The 14,552-nt window shown below is 60.0% G+C and carries 15 protein-coding genes and 1 tRNA gene; 8 read left to right on the top strand and 8 right to left on the bottom strand.

Annotated elements, in window-relative coordinates; translation table 11 throughout:
• Positions 1–23: 23 nt before the first annotated feature.
• The 8 genes from proB to CHH27_RS23110 form a co-directional block, all read right to left on the bottom strand.
• Positions 24–1,157: a glutamate 5-kinase gene (gene proB / locus CHH27_RS23145; RefSeq protein WP_094073689.1), complete on the bottom strand. Its 1,134-nt coding sequence runs from the start codon at positions 1,155–1,157 to the stop codon at positions 24–26.
• Positions 1,157–2,203: a GTPase ObgE gene (gene obgE, locus CHH27_RS23140; RefSeq protein ID WP_094073688.1), complete on the bottom strand. Its 1,047-nt coding sequence runs from the start codon at positions 2,201–2,203 to the stop codon at positions 1,157–1,159. Before obgE ends, proB begins: the two co-directional genes overlap by 1 nt.
• Before the next feature lie 50 nt (positions 2,204–2,253).
• Positions 2,254–2,799, bottom strand: a complete 546-nt coding sequence (locus CHH27_RS23135; RefSeq protein ID WP_094073687.1) for a GNAT family N-acetyltransferase — start codon at positions 2,797–2,799, stop codon at positions 2,254–2,256.
• A complete protein-coding gene (locus CHH27_RS23130) occupies positions 2,796–3,341 on the bottom strand; it encodes a GNAT family N-acetyltransferase (RefSeq protein WP_094073686.1) in 546 nt (181 codons plus the stop codon). Before CHH27_RS23130 ends, CHH27_RS23135 begins: the two co-directional genes overlap by 4 nt.
• Positions 3,338–3,907, bottom strand: coding sequence for a GNAT family N-acetyltransferase (locus CHH27_RS23125; RefSeq protein WP_094073685.1), 570 nt, complete (start codon positions 3,905–3,907; stop codon positions 3,338–3,340). The genes CHH27_RS23130 and CHH27_RS23125 overlap by 4 nt, the downstream gene beginning before the upstream one ends.
• The gene (locus tag CHH27_RS23120; protein ID WP_208988339.1) at positions 3,904–4,509 is read right to left on the bottom strand and encodes a GNAT family N-acetyltransferase; all 606 of its coding nucleotides are present in this window, start codon (positions 4,507–4,509) and stop codon (positions 3,904–3,906) included. Before CHH27_RS23120 ends, CHH27_RS23125 begins: the two co-directional genes overlap by 4 nt.
• A 139-nt stretch (positions 4,510–4,648) precedes the next feature.
• Positions 4,649–4,918, bottom strand: coding sequence for a 50S ribosomal protein L27 (gene rpmA / locus CHH27_RS23115; RefSeq protein ID WP_094073683.1), 270 nt, complete (start codon positions 4,916–4,918; stop codon positions 4,649–4,651).
• 55 nt (positions 4,919–4,973) lie between these two features.
• Positions 4,974–5,585: a 50S ribosomal protein L21 gene (locus CHH27_RS23110; RefSeq protein ID WP_094074958.1), complete on the bottom strand. Its 612-nt coding sequence runs from the start codon at positions 5,583–5,585 to the stop codon at positions 4,974–4,976.
• A gap of 365 nt (positions 5,586–5,950) precedes the next feature.
• Between CHH27_RS23110 and CHH27_RS27800 the strand changes: the two genes are divergently transcribed.
• The 8 genes from CHH27_RS27800 to CHH27_RS23070 all read left to right on the top strand — a co-directional run bounded on the left by CHH27_RS27800 (position 5,951) and on the right by CHH27_RS23070 (position 14,552).
• Positions 5,951–6,103 (top strand): hypothetical protein, encoded by a 153-nt coding sequence (locus CHH27_RS27800; protein ID WP_157739063.1) that lies wholly within the window; start codon positions 5,951–5,953, stop codon positions 6,101–6,103.
• A gap of 117 nt (positions 6,104–6,220) precedes the next feature.
• A tRNA-Ser gene (locus CHH27_RS23105) sits at positions 6,221–6,310 on the top strand.
• Positions 6,311–6,935: 625 nt separating this feature from the next.
• Complete coding sequence (locus tag CHH27_RS23095) at positions 6,936–7,391, top strand: hypothetical protein (RefSeq protein WP_094073681.1); 456 nt, start codon at positions 6,936–6,938, stop codon at positions 7,389–7,391.
• Positions 7,392–7,449: 58 nt separating this feature from the next.
• Positions 7,450–8,559, top strand: a complete 1,110-nt coding sequence (locus CHH27_RS23090; RefSeq protein ID WP_094073680.1) for a site-specific integrase — start codon at positions 7,450–7,452, stop codon at positions 8,557–8,559.
• A 374-nt stretch (positions 8,560–8,933) separates the two neighbouring features.
• Positions 8,934–9,266, top strand: coding sequence for a hypothetical protein (locus CHH27_RS27795; protein WP_157739062.1), 333 nt, complete (start codon positions 8,934–8,936; stop codon positions 9,264–9,266).
• Positions 9,267–9,619: 353 nt separating this feature from the next.
• The gene (locus tag CHH27_RS23080) at positions 9,620–11,215 is read left to right on the top strand and encodes an ABC transporter transmembrane domain-containing protein (protein WP_094073678.1); all 1,596 of its coding nucleotides are present in this window, start codon (positions 9,620–9,622) and stop codon (positions 11,213–11,215) included.
• Entirely contained in the window at positions 11,212–13,179 is a 1,968-nt protein-coding gene (locus CHH27_RS23075; RefSeq protein ID WP_094073677.1) for an ABC transporter transmembrane domain-containing protein, read from the top strand. The genes CHH27_RS23080 and CHH27_RS23075 overlap by 4 nt, the downstream gene beginning before the upstream one ends.
• Positions 13,179–14,552 carry an HlyD family type I secretion periplasmic adaptor subunit gene (locus CHH27_RS23070; RefSeq protein WP_094073676.1) on the top strand — a complete coding sequence of 458 codons (1,374 nt, stop codon included), beginning with the start codon at positions 13,179–13,181 and terminating at the stop codon, positions 14,550–14,552. Before CHH27_RS23075 ends, CHH27_RS23070 begins: the two co-directional genes overlap by 1 nt.

Below are 14,552 nucleotides of genomic sequence, written 5' to 3'. Positions count from 1 at the left end.
CAAGCCGCTCAGTCAAACGCGTTTTAGCGCGTTCCAGATAAAAAGGCATCCTCCAGGACAAGATCGTCCCGGTGGATCATTTCCGCGCGCCCCGGATAGCCGACGATGGCCTCGATTTCCTTGCTGTTGCGCCCGGCAATCAGCTGTGCCTCGTCCGCGTCATAGGCGATCAGGCCCCGGCCAATCGTGCGGCCGGCCTTGTCTGTCAGAATGACGGCATCTCCCCGGCCGAAACTGCCGGAAACATCCGCAACGCCTGCCGGCAGCAGGCTTTTGCCGGAGGTCATGGCCTTTACCGCGCCATCGTCCAGCGTGATCCGGCCACGTGGTTCCAGATGACCGCCGATCCAGGCCTTGCGGGCACTCGCCGGAGAGCTGAGCGCCGGGAACCAGGTGCCGCGCGCGCCCTCTTCCAGGCGCTGCAGCGGATTGAGTTCCTTGCCGGAGGTGATCACCATCGAGGTTCCGGCGGCCGTGGCAATCTTGCCGGCATCGATCTTTGTCTTCATGCCACCGCGCGACAGTTCCGAGCCGGCGCTGCCCGCCATCGCCTCGATCTCGGCGGTGATCCGCGGGACTTCGGGCAGGAACACCGCATCCGGGTCCTGCGCGGGCGGGGCCGTATAAAGCCCGTCGATATCGGACAGGAGCACAAGACAGTCGGCGCTCGCCATGGTCGCCACACGCGCGGCAAGACGGTCGTTGTCGCCGTAGCGGATCTCGGAGGTGGCGACAGAGTCGTTTTCATTGATGATCGGCACGGCGCCGAGCTTGAGCAGCGTGCCGATGGTTGCCCGGGCATTGAGATAGCGCCGGCGCTCTTCCGTGTCGCCGAGGGTCAGGAGGATCTGACCCGCCTTCTTGCCATGGGCACCGAGCGCATCCGCATAGGCCTGGGCAAGCGCGATCTGACCGGCAGCGGCGGCCGCCTGGCTTTCCTCAAGTTTCAGCGGCCCCTTGGGCAGACCCAGGATACCGCGTCCGAGCGCGATCGAACCGGAGGAGACGATCAGCACGTCCGCGCCGCTCTTGGCGAGGCCTGCCAGATCCGAAATCAGCGCGTCCAGCCAGGCGCGTTTCAGTTCGCCGCGCTCGACCAGAAGAGCGGATCCGATCTTGACGACGATCCGGCTGAAACTTTTCAGGCTGCGGGTCATTACGGGTGCCAGCCCTCCTGCTCGGGAGCAGGCACCTGGTTGGCAGCGTCTTCCTTGTCCTTGTCGATGGCCCGCACGATCATGCGCAGCGCCCGGTCGACATTCAGCCCGCTGGCCGAGGACAGGATCAGCGGTTTCTGGCCGCAGGCAGCCTCCAGGCTCGCGGCCTGTTCGGCAATCAGTTCCTCGTTGAGCGCATCGCATTTCGACAGCGCCACGATTTCGGGCTTCTCCGTCAGGCCCGCGCCATAAGCTTCGAGTTCACCGCGAACCACACGATAAGCTTCGCCAGGATCTTCCTCGCCGGACCCGTCGACCAGATGCAGCAGCACGCGTGTGCGTTCCACATGGCCCAGGAACCGGTCGCCAAGACCGGTGCCCTCGTGTGCGCCCTCGATCAGACCCGGAATATCGGCCATGGCAAAGCTGTTGCCGTCGATCTGGACGATGCCGAGATTGGGGTGGAGCGTCGTGAAGGGATAGTCCGCGATTTTCGGCTTGGCGGCGGAGACCGTTGCCAGGAAGGTTGATTTACCGGCATTGGGCAGACCAACAAGACCGGCATCGGCGATCAGCTTCAGGCGCAGCCAGATCCATTTTTCCTCGCCTTCCAGGCCCGGGTTGGCCCGGCGCGGCGCCTGATTGACCGAGGATTTGAAATGCGCGTTGCCGAAGCCGCCATTGCCGCCCTTCAAAAGCAGAACCTTCTGGCCCAGCTCGGTCAGATCGGCAATCAGGGTCTCGTTGTCTTCCTCGAAGATCTGCGTGCCGACCGGCACCTGAAGGACGACATCATCGCCATGGGCCCCGGTGCGGTTACGGCCCATGCCGTGAATGCCGGTGGCCGCCTTGAAGTGCTGCTTGTAGCGATAGTCGATCAACGTGTTGAGGCCGTCGACGCATTCGACGATGACGTCGCCGCCCTTGCCGCCGTCGCCGCCATCCGGACCGCCATATTCGATGTATTTTTCGCGCCGGAACGACACGCAGCCCGCGCCGCCATTGCCGGAGCGCACATAGATCTTGGCCTGATCGAGGAATTTCATTGTTGTTCTCTTTATCTTGTCCTGCTGTCAGGCCTTGATCCGCTTCCCGGTCAGTGGCCGTTCAGAAATTCGGTTCGTGTAACTTCCATGCGAAGGGCGGGGATTGTGGTCCCGCGCGAAACGCTTTTGCAACCGACCTCGCCCACCAGCCGGAAGCCGAGTTTTTCGAGCACTTTCAGAGAACCGGAATTCTCTGTCATGGCCTCGCCGGCCAGTCGCTCGTGCCCGGTGTTCTGGAACAGCCAGGTCACGGCGGCCTCGACCGCTTCGCTCATAAACCCCTTGCCCCAATAGGGGCGCCCCAGCCAATAGCCGATCTCGGGGGTTTCCTGCAACTTTTTGAAGCCCATGCCGCCGATCATTCGGCCATTATGATCAATGTGAAGCCCGAGTTCATCAGCGGTTTCAATATCCCGCCAACGCTCGACGGAGCGGCTGAGATAGGCTTTGCCGGCGTCCAGATCATATGGATAGGGAACGCGCGAGAGCATCTTGGCCACTTCGTAGTCACCAAGCAGCTCCGCGCAGCTTTGAAGATCCTCCGGGCAGGGTGCACGCAATTGCAAGCGGTCCGTTTTCAGATGGATCGTACTCATGACAAGACAGGTTCCTCTGCCTGGAAGGCATCAAGGGTCAACCGGAATTTCGTCGCCGGCAAATCCTCCCCCCGAGCCCGGATCGACAAGAGAATTGCGTGAGGATCGTCAAACCCGAGTTTGCGCAAGACGTTGAGCGAGGCCGGGTTTTCGTTGAGGGCGCCGCTCGTGACCGTCGTTTCAGGGCTTTCGCCGAAATGCCAGGTCAGCACCGCGTGCGCCGCCTCGCTCATCAGACCCCTGCCCCAGTAGGGCTTGCCGAGCCAATAACCGAAATCCGGCTCCGGACCTGCCCGCCCCACCGAAACCGCGCCAATCAGGCCGCTGCCATCGTCGATCGCGAAGGCACGTTCTCCGTCATCGTCAAAGGCGGCGGTCTGGTTGATCCACCAGACCGCATCTTCCCGGCTGTAAGGATGCGGCACGACGGAGAGCATCTTTGAGACGTCATAGTCGCCCACCAGCGCCCGCACCCGGTCCGCATCCTCTAGCGTGAGCGGACGGAGCGTCAGCCGCTCGGTCTTGAGCACAGGAAGGCTCATGCCGCTTTCCGCCCGGCTTCGAAATCGGCCCGAGACAAGCGTACGACAACGTTCGACACCCGCCGGTCCAGTGCCTTGGAAAAGCGCTCGGTCATGGAATAGGGCTTGAAACCCAGCTTGCGCAGAAGGCCCCGCGAGCGGAAGTTTTCCTCAAAGGCGCGCGCCGCGATAGCCTCGGTGTGAAACGCCTCGAAGGCCCAGGCCAGGGCAGCCTCCACGGCCTCACTGGCATAGCCGTGTCCCTGAAAGGCGCGGCCAAGCCAATAGCCAAGCGTCGGCAGGTCGGCGAGATCTTCCAGGTCGCCCGGCGGCTCGATGGCAACGACGCCAATGAACACGCCGCCCAGCGTGATCGCGAACAGGGCCTCGGTCTCGAACGGGTCCTTGCCGACCACCGTCTTCAGGAAATCTTCCGCCGATCCGTCCTCATAGGGCCAGGTAAAGGACGTCAGCCAGCGGGCAACTTCAAAATCCTTGCCCGCAAGCGCCACCATGGCCTCGGCGTCGCTCATGGCGATCGGCCGCAGAACCAGACGTCGGGTTTTCAGTTCCGGCAACATGCTCATCGTCCTTGCCCCCATCCTTTCAACGACTTCCAGACAGCGCGTTCCAGCGTGTAACGTTCGATCGGCACCGAGCCACCCGCCCCAACGGAGCGGATCATGGCCTGGTCCCGGAACTGGAACCCTGATTTCACCAGAACCCTGCGCGAAGCCGGATTGGTGACGCGGCAGGAGCCCTGCAGTTCTTCAATGTCGTGATAGGTAAAGGCGTGGTCGACCAGCGCATGCACCGCTTCGGTTGCAAAGCCCTGACCCCAGAAGGGTTCGCCCAGCCAGTAGCCGACATGGATCGGACCGCCCGGTTCGACATTGGCATAGCGGGCCACGCCGATCAGCCGGCCGGTGCTCTTCAGCCGGATGGCAAAAGTCGCGGATTGGGGTTTCGCCTGATGCGCCTTGGCAATCAGCGCCCGGCCATCTTCCAGCGAGAACGGGTGGGGCATGGTGGCGAGATTCGCCGCCACGGTCTTGTTGTTGGCCAAAAACACCAGATCGGCCAGATCGTCCGCCCGCGGCTGGTCGAGCCGCACACGAACCGCGTCCTGCGGCAACGGGGCCGCGACCAAACTGCTCTCGTCTAACAGACCATCACTTTCAACAACCATCATTTCCTCCAGCCAAAACAAATCAAGGGAGAGATGGCGCCCCATCTCCCCCTTGGAATTCTGACTGGCCGGTTGTTGGCCTCATCTCGAATTGCCGGGGTCTAATGGGACGCCGGCGTTTCGAAACTTCACGTCGGCTTTACTCCGCTGCTTCCGCTACCGGGAGCACGTTAATGTAGGTTCGCTTGTTGGCTTTCGCCTGGAACTCTACCTTGCCTTCCACGGTCGCGAAGATGGTATGGTCCTTGCCCATACCAACGCCGGTGCCCGGGTGCCAGGTGGTGCCGCGCTGACGCGCGATGATGTTGCCGGGAATCACTGCTTCCCCGCCATATTTCTTGATGCCGAGACGGCGGCCAGCTGAGTCGCGGCCGTTGCGGGATGAACCGCCTGCCTTTTTATGTGCCATCGTGAGAACTCCTCGTTCTTCGAATTCTTAAATCTAACGGGCCTGAAACGGCGGCTTAGTTGCCTGCAAGTTCCTTGGCCTGTTCAACCCAGTTGCCGCGCTCGAACTTGCCTTTCAGGCCGGTTTCTTCTTCAACGCGGGCGATGTCGTCAGCGGTCAGGGCTGCGATCTGAGCGAAGGTGGTGATACCTGCCTCATTCAGTTTTTTCACAGCTGCCGGACCGGCGCCGTCCAGTTTTTTCAAGTCGTCTGCAGCAGCCGGTGCGGCTTCTGCAGCGGCCGGAGCCGCTTCAGCGGTTTCTTCAGCCTTCGGCGCAGCCTTTTTCGGCGCTGCCTTCTTGGCCGGCTTTGCACCACCGGTCAGGATGTCGGTCACCTTGACGAGGGTGAAGGACTGACGGTGACCGTTGCGGCGGCGGGAATTCTGACGCCGGCGCTTCTTGAAAATGATGACCTTGCGGTTACGGCCCTGTTCGACCACTTCCGCAACAACGCTGGCACCTTCAACGGTCGGTGCGCCAACGGTGGTATCGGTGCCGTTGCCAACCATCAGAACTTCGTCAAAGGTGACGGAGCTGCCGGCTTCGGCGTCCAGTTTTTCGACCTTCAGGAGGTCGTCTGCGGCGACGGTGTACTGCTTGCCGCCGGTCTTGATCACTGCGAACATGTCTCGCACGTCCTTCTTTTCGTTTTTGACATACCAGCGGCGAGCGGGTAGCACCGCAACTGGCTGTTTTCTCGGTCGAACGCGAGGCGCCTGTCTCTCCGGCAAATCCGGCTGACAGGTCTTTGTGACGGGGTTGAGCGTGAAGCTTTGAAAGCCCGGCAGGCCTGGAACGACAAACAAAACCCGAAAAAGCGAACCTTTTCGAGCCCGCGCAATATAGTCGGCCAGCTCCCGATGTCAAACGGAAATATACCTCCTGATCCAGGAAAGTCCTTGTATTTGAATCCATTGGCCGAATGGTTTGAGCTGACACCCGCTTGTCTGCAACGTGGCATTACACACGAGAGATATGTGCCTGTAATGGCATGGCTGACGCTGCCGGTGTGTTTCGTTTCAAGCTGCCGCCGTTCAAGTTGCTGCCGTACGAGCACGGTTCCGCCGTCGGTGAAGGCCACGATCCGGGCAAGATCACGTTCAGGATGCAATCGCCCTTGCACTGCCTTCAACCGCTCGGCTGACATGGCGGTTTCGGTCAAATCCACACCCTGAAAAATTCCTCAATTCCGGTCTTGCGATAGCGGCGCACTCTGTCTATGTTCCGCGCCACTTGAGACCCGTTTGTCTCATAGTGCCGCGGAGAGGTGCCGGAGTGGTCGAACGGGGCGGTCTCGAAAACCGTTGAGCGCGCAAGCGTTCCGAGGGTTCGAATCCCTCTCTCTCCGCCATTTTTCCCAGCAAGATATTGATTTTAAATCGGCAATGGCCGGGCTGATTCTTCAGACCATCATTCAGCCCATCAGACTTCAGGTTTATTCACAGCCCTGACGTTCAATCAGGTTTTTCGCCTCAGGCTCTTGCACGACATCGCAACTGGGCCTACCCAATATGTAACTCGGCTCATTCATCTCATCCGGGTTCATCACCAGCTTGCGCAGGACGTGCTCGCCAACCGAAACCGCTCGTTTACCCGAGGGCGACTTTGGAGGCTTGCATGTGCGCGGCACGGCAGACTGATCTCTTTCCAGCCACTGATCCTTCCATCCCGGAAGCGCCATCCGAACAGACACCCAGAGCTTCCCGTCCGGAAAGGCTGGCGCCTGCTCGGCTGAAAACAAAATCAAAGCAGTCCGGCGCGACCCAGAGACGCGGCTCGAAGAAGGCTGAAGTCCTTTCTCCCTGGATGACAGTCGGCGACGTTGCGGCCTTTTTTGCTGTCAGCGAGCCCACCATTTGGCGGTGGAACAGAAACAATCCGGAGTTCCCAAAGGGGCATGAACTCTCCCCCGGAACAACCCGTTGGTGTCGAGAGGAGATTGAAGAGTACTGCCAGAAGCTGCGGGGGGTGACCTCATGAGGGCGCCTTCGACAGAAAAAACGGAAAAGCGGCAAACCCTCAAGAGCGCGCGGCTGGCGCGCGCCCACTGGCTTTATACTGTCGAAGACGTGATTGCACTCTATCTGGTTTCCAGACAGACCGTTCGGAACTGGATGCGCTACGGATTGAAAGCCATTGAGGCTCAGAAAACCCTCTTTCTCGGGCAGGATCTGAATGAATTCCATGCCCGGCGGCGCAAGGAAGCCAAGGTGCCCTGCACCTTTGAGGAAATCTACTGCGTCTGCTGCAAGCAAAAACATTCCTTTCTCATCGAACCCTTCACGGTCGGGCAAAAAGGCAAGCTCTTTACGCTTGTCTCCATCCAACGCCCCGAGACTGGCGGCAGGACCACAAAGTTTGTCCGTGAGAGCGATCTGCACCGATTGAGAGATCTGCAGAAACGCAATTGCAGCGCCGAGACTCCCGATTAGGGAATCTCTCTTCTCCCCGCTGCAATTCGCCGTATCAGCTTAATCGAAGGTCGACCACATGCACGCTTCCACTGCTTGGATGCTCTATTTATACCAAACACACATGAAAGAGGCCCGGGGACTGGATGCCAAGACAATCAGCGCCAGGATGCGGCATCTCGGGCAATTCGCGACCAGCCTTGGAGACAAGGAACTCACCAAGCTGACGCGGGATGACATCATAAACTTCAAAAAGAGACTGAATGCGACGGATCACGGCGAGACCAATGGGGACAGAACTCTGGCGGCGCCAACCATCGTGCAGACCTGTCACGATCTGAAGGCCTTCCTAGAGTGGTTGGCCAAACAATCAGGCTACAGATCCCTTCAAAGGGACCTCTCTGATTATTGCACGCCACCTCGTCGCTTGACCGCCATCGCCCACACACCGAAGACAAAACATGTTCCGTCTGCAGCCGACATAGTCTCAACACTCGCGGCCATGCCTCAGACAACATTGCAGGACCGGCGGGACCGCGCAGTGATTGCCTTTCTGTTCCTCACCGGTGTTCGGGACGGTGTCCTTGTTAGCTTGCGCCTCAAACACGTGGACATAGAGGGGCGACGCGTCGACCAGGACGCCAATGAAGTGAACACGAAGTTCTCCAAAACCGCGCGAACAACCTGGTTTCCAGTTGGAGAAGACATCGCAGCGATCGTGACGGAGTGGGTCGAGGAGAGACGCGCTTCTGGAGCCGAAGGCGATGATCCGCTCTTTCCTAGGACACCCAGTGCGGTTCGAGGCCCATGCTCTGGTCGCAAGGAGGAATTCTGGAAGACCGCCGCACCTGTGCGGGAGATCATCAGGAAGGCGACCCGCGTTGCAGGTGTTCCCTATTTTTGCCCGCATTCCGTTCGGTCGACACTCGCCAGGCAGTTCTTTTCAAAGGCACGTTCACCGGAAGAGCGGAAGGCGGTCAGTCAAAATCTTGGCCATGAAAACGAAACGACAACCATGGAGCATTACGCAACACTCAGCGATGACTACCAGCGCGAGTTGATGTTGGGATTATGGGAGCGCGCCGAAATGCCCGAAGAGGACTTGGAATTGGTCGATCTTATCAATCAGGTGCCCTCAGAGAGCAGACATGTTTTGAAGGCCACAGCGCAGGCTTTGATCAAGAGCTAACCAGCCAGCGCCTGCGTTGCACAGCAGGCTCATTCTGGTGTTCCAACACATGCTGATCGGCCAAACCGTCAACCGTACTCTTCTTGCAGCAATTGAGAGAAGTGGCGGCCCAGGCAATAGTCCCGGTAGGCCGTTGGAAAGCCAACGACAGCAGAGAAAGCGCCGCCGACGCTATATTAGCAGTAAAGACCGGTTTGTCAGCACCGTTCGGCAACAAGATAGATGACAGAAATGCGGCCGCAGACTGACTGACCGCTATTGTCTGCTTGATTACTTTTCTGGTTCAAACGTAGTACCCACTAAAGAATGGCCTGTCCCCCTAAAGTGCCGCTCAAGATTCCTGTTGGCAATCTGCCGACCCGATCCGAAAACTGGTGCAGCACGCCTGCAAAGCCGCCATTGTTCCCGTCTTTCGGCTACAGGCCCTGAGGAAAACACTAACCGCAATAGGAGAAGAGCTCTGTCATTCCATCCAGGAGCGGAACGCCTGGGGTCAGAATCTTGGACACGAAGAGCTTGGCACCACGCTGCAGCATTCCGGCAAGGTTCCCGAAGTGCGGCAACTCGACCTGATCGGCAACATGCGCAATCGAACCCCACAGCCCGACACACGGCGACTGATCGACAAGCCCGGCCGCATGAGACCGGACCACGTCAAACTGTTCGAGAGCCTCATTGACGGGTTCGACCCGGCTAAGGCGGGTTGACGCAGGTACTGCCCGTGACGAGCTGGAAACTCAACAGGCAACACAAGCATTACAAAAGATACAAACACATTGGTTCGGGAATATGTGCCGAGTGCAATCTTGCAGACTGTAGCGGCCTCTTTCGACTCGATCCGCGCCAACAGTGCTTCCCGGTCGAGAGACCTCATCCAGAGGGTTTGCTCCGGTTCCGCGGCCGCGCATCCACTTTTTCTCTGATTGCAGATTCCCAAAATACACCAAATTTAAAACTGACGTTAAGTTAACTTTCACAAAGAACGAACTAAGCTTCGAGGGTGTCTCCTAGGACACGAATTGCGTGCCTTTGGTTCCCTTCGCTAAAGAGGTCAAGGTTCATGACCACGCGGCTCTGGCTGATTGTTCTTTCACTGATTTCAAACATTCTCGCACTGGCCCTGCCGCTTGCGCTCATTCAGGTCTACGATCGCATCCTTGCCAATCAGGCGGTCGGCACCGCAATCGTCATCTTCTCTGCTGTTGCCCTGGCGATCCTTCTCGATGGCCTCGTGAAGTATGCGCGCGCTTCGATCCTGGGCCGGCTCGCAGCGCAGGCGGAATACCGGCTGTCCTTGAAGACGGCCGAGAAGCTCCTCTCCATCGATCCGAAAACCCTGACCGCATATGGCCCCGGCCGGATCCGGGAACTGTTCTCGGCGATCAACCGGTCCAATGACGTGCTGGTGGGGCAGTCAACGCTTGCGCTGTTCGATGCCCCCTTTGCCATCGCCTTTCTGGCGCTGGTCTGGTTCCTCGGCGGTCCGACCGTTTTCGGACCGCTGGCCGTTCTCTTCGTCTTTGGAGCTTTTGCGCTGCTGGCCGCGGCCCGGCAGACGCAGGCCGGCCTGAGACTGTTCGAGGCCTCCGCCGATCAGGCAAGCCTGATCATGACCCGCAGGGAACAGCTTGATCGCATCATCGCCAGCGGAACCCTCGGGGACTTCGCAGGGGAGGTCCGGCGCCACGAAAAACGTCTCGCATCTGCCCAGGAAGCCGCCGAGAGCAATCTTGCGGCCGCCCTGAACCTCAGCCAGTCCGGCGGCCTTGCCACGACGATTGCGGTTCTTGGCATCGGGTCGCTTGTCGTGCTCGCCGGGGACATGACCACCGGCGGTCTGGCGGCCTGCCTCATTCTCGGACAACGAGGTGTTGCCGGCCTCCTGGGACTGGTCAATGCGCTGGCCCGGCGGCAGGTCTCGGCAACCGCGTTCCGATCCGTTCAGACCCTCCTGGCGATGCCCTCAGTTTCATTGCTGGAGACCAGGCCTGCCGCGCAGGGCGAACAGGTTGGAATTCGGTTTCAGGTCGCAGGCCGCTCTTTTGAAGCCCGGCCCGGACAGTGCCTTGTCCTGCGGCCGCAGAGCCCTGGACAGGGCACGATCATCTTTCAGCAGCTTGGGGAGGCACTGGAAAGGACTGAGCCCGCAGACAGCCAGAGCCTGACGGGCGTTACCCTGACCACAGACAACGGTGAGCCAGTGTCGCCGACCCGGTGTCGCATCTCTGTGTGCGATGCGCGCCCCAGGGTGTTTAACGGCACTGTTCTTGAAAACATGACCGCGTTTGACGCGGACGCAACGGACCGTGCCTTGTTGCTGTCGGAGAAAATTGGTCTCTCGGAAGCAATCGGCCGGTTGCGTGATGGCGTGGAAACGCCGCTCTCACCGGGGCTTGGCGTACCGTTGTCAGACGGTCATCTCAAGCGGCTGATGCTCGTCAGGGCCATGTCCTGCCAGCCTCAAGTCCTGCTGCTCAACTGGCCGTCGCAATATCTGGATGCGGCCGGAACCGAGAAGCTGGCCGATCTCCTGAAAGGCCTTGAAGGCGAGACAACGGTGATCGTGTTCGAAAGCGCCAACGGCCTGGTCACGCGGTTTGACGAAGTCCGTGACCTTCCGGTGCTGCCCTCAACCGGCGCGGAGGTCGCGGCATGAACTATCAGTCCGACCTTTCCAGACCATCGCACGTGCCCGGCTCTCCGGAGACGATGTCCAGCAGGCAGAAGACCGACCTTGAAACGGTTCTGCTGGCGGCCCTCACAGCGCTAGGCTGGCGACGGTCGGCCGATGTTCTGACGGCGGCAATACCGGCGAGCACCGGGGTCGACACCCTCGATGAAGCTTCGATGGTGCTTGATCTTGTTGATGTCGGAGCGAGCGTGGAAACAAAAATCCCCGCAACCTGGCGAAGCGGCCTGGACGGCGCACTGCTTGTCCGGGACAAGGAGGGCGTGCACGCCCTGGTCAGGGAAGATTCCCGCGAAACTTCAGTCTCCTCGTCCCGTCTTTCTCACGACAAGACAAGGCAGCGGGTCGAGCACGCAACAAAGCTTCTCTTCATTCACAATCCCGAGCAGTCCGTTGCCGCAGTGCACGCCTTGTCGATCCGGAACCGGATCAATCGTGTGGCCGGCACGGCGCTGTTGCTTTCCCTGGTCCTCAACGCACTGGCCCTGTTCATTCCGTTTTTCTCCATGGCGATCTTTGATCGTGTTCTCGGCGCGCAGGCCACGCAAAGCCTCGTTCCTCTGCTGACCGGTGCCGGAGTTGTTCTACTGGCGATCCTTGCGCTGAGAAGCCTCAGGTCCAGGCTCCTGGCCGCGGAATATGCACGCCTTGGGTCAACGACACGGCTGATGTCCTTCTCCCGCATCCTTCGATTGCCACATTCGATACGGCAACGATTGGGCTTCGACCGTCTCCAGAACCGCTTGCAGAGCACGGCACAGAGCGCCGAGATCTTTGCGTCACAGAACACGGCGGCCATCTTCGATGCTCCGTTTGTTCCGCTCTCCATTCTCGCCATTGCGTTTGTCGGAGGCTGGATGGCGCTTGTCCCTGCCATCTACCTCACCTTGTTCCTGGCCTTGAGCTGGGTGCTGAGCGAGACCCGCCAGAGCCTTGACCCGCAACTTGAAAACGCCAATGCAAAACGTGTTGAAGCCCTGACGGAGCTCAGTGCCAAGGCGGCCGATATCCAGCACATCGAACACGGCGCAACATGGTTTGCCCGGTTTGCCTCGATTGCACGTCAGGCTGCCTTTGCCAAGCAGCGCCGGGCAACCCGGGCCGCGGCCCTGCAGTCGCTCGCTTACGTTCTGGGGACGGGAGCGGCCCTGACCACGCTCTGCATCGGCCTGGCCCTCGCCATGGGCGGAACCATCACCGCCGGCGCATTGATCGGCACCATGCTGCTGACCTGGCGGATCACAGGACCGTCCCAGGCGTTTTTCCTGGCCTTGCCGCGCCTGAAGGGCATCAGAGCGGCGATATCCGGCCTCAATCAGGCCTTTTCCTGGGGAGCACCTCAAGCGAAACCGGCCGCGCTGGAACGTCTTGAAGACGGTGCTCCGGCCATCAGTGCCAAGGGACTTTATTTCAAGTACGACCAGACTGCGGATCCGGCGATTACCGGGTTGTCGCTGGACTGTGCGCCAGGATCCCTGACCATTGTCATGGGCCCGAACGGTTCGGGAAAATCGACCTTCCTGAAGCTGGTGTCCGGTCTTGTCCTTCCGCAATCCGGGCGCCTTGCTTTCAATGGCCGCTCCGTCACCCAGTATGATCCGGACGAACTTGCCCGCGCCACACGGTGGCTGAACCTGGGCGGTCCCGGCAATGGCTCCGGCCCTGACGCGCTCTCGGACCATCCTGATCCCGGTGCCCGTCTGATCGTGCTGGACGACAGCATCGGATCCGACACGGCTTACAACCGGGAAGAGCTGAAGGCCCTCCTGACATCGCTCAGGGGACGTGCAACGGTCTTTGTTGCCACACACGACACCTCCCTGACGGCTCTTGCTGACAACGCACTGGTCCTGGATGACGGCACCCCGGCTTATTTCGGCCCCGTGACGCCCCAGACTTCGCCCCTTTCACCGCCCGAGGAGACGAGCTGATGAAGCCTTCCCATCTGGATGATCAGTTTGAGCTGAACGACGGCAAGGCCGTCAGACTGACCAACATGGCCGCCGCCGCCATCGGTGTCTGTCTCGTGGCTTTCGTCGCCTGGTCGGTGATGACACCGATCGACGAGGTCGCAAAGGCCAGGGGCGTGGTTGAACCTGTCAGCGAGGTCCAGCAACTGCAGACAGAACATGGCGGGGCCCTTGCGTCGGTTCTCGTGCGCAAGGGCGACATTGTCTCGCAAGGCGACACGATCGCGATCTTCGATCATGACGATGTGCGATCAGAGCTGCGCGAAGCCCAGGCGAAGGCGCTTGCGCTCTCGCTCGAAAAGGAAAGGCTGTTGGCGCTTGTCGAAGCGCGTGCGCCCGATTTCGACAAGGTGGCAGGTGCAGCCCTTGCGCCGCTGAACCTGATTGCTGTCAAGACTGGAGAGGAAGCGCTACCGCAAGAAGACGTTGAAGCAATCCAGGAATTGATTGATCGCGAAATCGCCGCTCTGGAGGCACGACAGGCATTCCTGGACAATGAACGCGAAGTCATCGCTCGCCAGGTCGCCGAGAAAAATGCAGATCTCAAGGCGATCGGCAGCGAAAGGCCGGCAGTCGAACGGCAACTTGCTGTCGCCAAGGAGCTGACAACGACCCTTCATGGGTTGGTCGAACGCGGACTGACACCGCGCCCCAGGCTGGTTGAGGCCGTGCAGGAGGAAGCGCGCTACGATTATGAACTGGCGACCCTCTCGGGCCGAAAGGCTGTCATTGAGGCCGAGATTGCCGAACTGCATGAAGATATGGAGCGTATCGACCTGAACGAGGCCGCCGAAGCGCGAGATCGGATTGCGGAAATCAATGGCGAACGGCGTGTCGTGGCAGAGCAAATCGCACGCCTGCGCCAGAGGGTGCTTTCCACCGAACTCAAGAGCCCGGTAGCAGGGTATGTGCAATCCATTCCGGATACGGTCGTGGGACGCGTAATCGAGCCAGGTGGTCTTGTGGCGGAAATCGTACCGCGGGATGTCGGATTGCGCTTTGCCGCCCAGTTGCAGCCGCGCGACGTCGGTTTTGTCTCGGTCGGCCAGCGGGTCAATCTCAAGATCGATGCCTTCGACTTCAGCCGGTACGGCGCGCTTGAGGGGGCCGTCACGGAGGTCTCGCCCACGACGATCGTGGATGAGCGCGGCACTGCCTTTTACGAAGTGCTGGTCGAGGTGCCGGTTACCTATTTCAGGGACAATCCCGACCAGTTCGCGCTCCTGCCGGGCATGACAGGTGAAGCAGACATCCTCACGGGCAAGAAGACCGTTTTTGAATACATCTGGAAGCCGGTCTTCACGAACCTGGATCTGGCGCTGAGCGAACGCTAG

This window comes from Labrenzia sp. VG12 (assembly GCF_002237595.1).
Lineage (GTDB): Bacteria > Pseudomonadota > Alphaproteobacteria > Rhizobiales > Stappiaceae > Roseibium.
Note: the sequence above shows the minus strand (reverse complement) of the source record. Positions and strands in the feature narration are given on the sequence as shown.

Excerpts from the sequence above, each read along its gene's own strand:
- proB (WP_094073689.1), bottom strand. The coding sequence starts at position 1,157 with ATGACCCGCAGCCTGAAAAGTTTCAGCCGGATCGTCGTCAAGATCGGA.
- obgE (WP_094073688.1), bottom strand. The coding sequence starts at position 2,203 with ATGAAATTCCTCGATCAGGCCAAGATCTATGTGCGCTCCGGCAATGGC.
- CHH27_RS23135 (WP_094073687.1), bottom strand. The coding sequence starts at position 2,799 with ATGAGTACGATCCATCTGAAAACGGACCGCTTGCAATTGCGTGCACCC.
- CHH27_RS23130 (WP_094073686.1), bottom strand. The coding sequence starts at position 3,341 with ATGAGCCTTCCTGTGCTCAAGACCGAGCGGCTGACGCTCCGTCCGCTC.
- CHH27_RS23125 (WP_094073685.1), bottom strand. The coding sequence starts at position 3,907 with ATGAGCATGTTGCCGGAACTGAAAACCCGACGTCTGGTTCTGCGGCCG.
- CHH27_RS23120 (WP_208988339.1), bottom strand. The coding sequence starts at position 4,509 with ATGGTTGTTGAAAGTGATGGTCTGTTAGACGAGAGCAGTTTGGTCGCG.
- rpmA (WP_094073683.1), bottom strand. The coding sequence starts at position 4,918 with ATGGCACATAAAAAGGCAGGCGGTTCATCCCGCAACGGCCGCGACTCA.
- CHH27_RS23110 (WP_094074958.1), bottom strand. The coding sequence starts at position 5,585 with ATGTTCGCAGTGATCAAGACCGGCGGCAAGCAGTACACCGTCGCCGCA.
- CHH27_RS27800 (WP_157739063.1), top strand. The coding sequence starts at position 5,951 with ATGGCTGACGCTGCCGGTGTGTTTCGTTTCAAGCTGCCGCCGTTCAAG.
- CHH27_RS23095 (WP_094073681.1), top strand. The coding sequence starts at position 6,936 with ATGAGGGCGCCTTCGACAGAAAAAACGGAAAAGCGGCAAACCCTCAAG.
- CHH27_RS23090 (WP_094073680.1), top strand. The coding sequence starts at position 7,450 with ATGCACGCTTCCACTGCTTGGATGCTCTATTTATACCAAACACACATG.
- CHH27_RS23080 (WP_094073678.1), top strand. The coding sequence starts at position 9,620 with ATGACCACGCGGCTCTGGCTGATTGTTCTTTCACTGATTTCAAACATT.
- CHH27_RS23075 (WP_094073677.1), top strand. The coding sequence starts at position 11,212 with ATGAACTATCAGTCCGACCTTTCCAGACCATCGCACGTGCCCGGCTCT.
- CHH27_RS23070 (WP_094073676.1), top strand. The coding sequence starts at position 13,179 with ATGAAGCCTTCCCATCTGGATGATCAGTTTGAGCTGAACGACGGCAAG.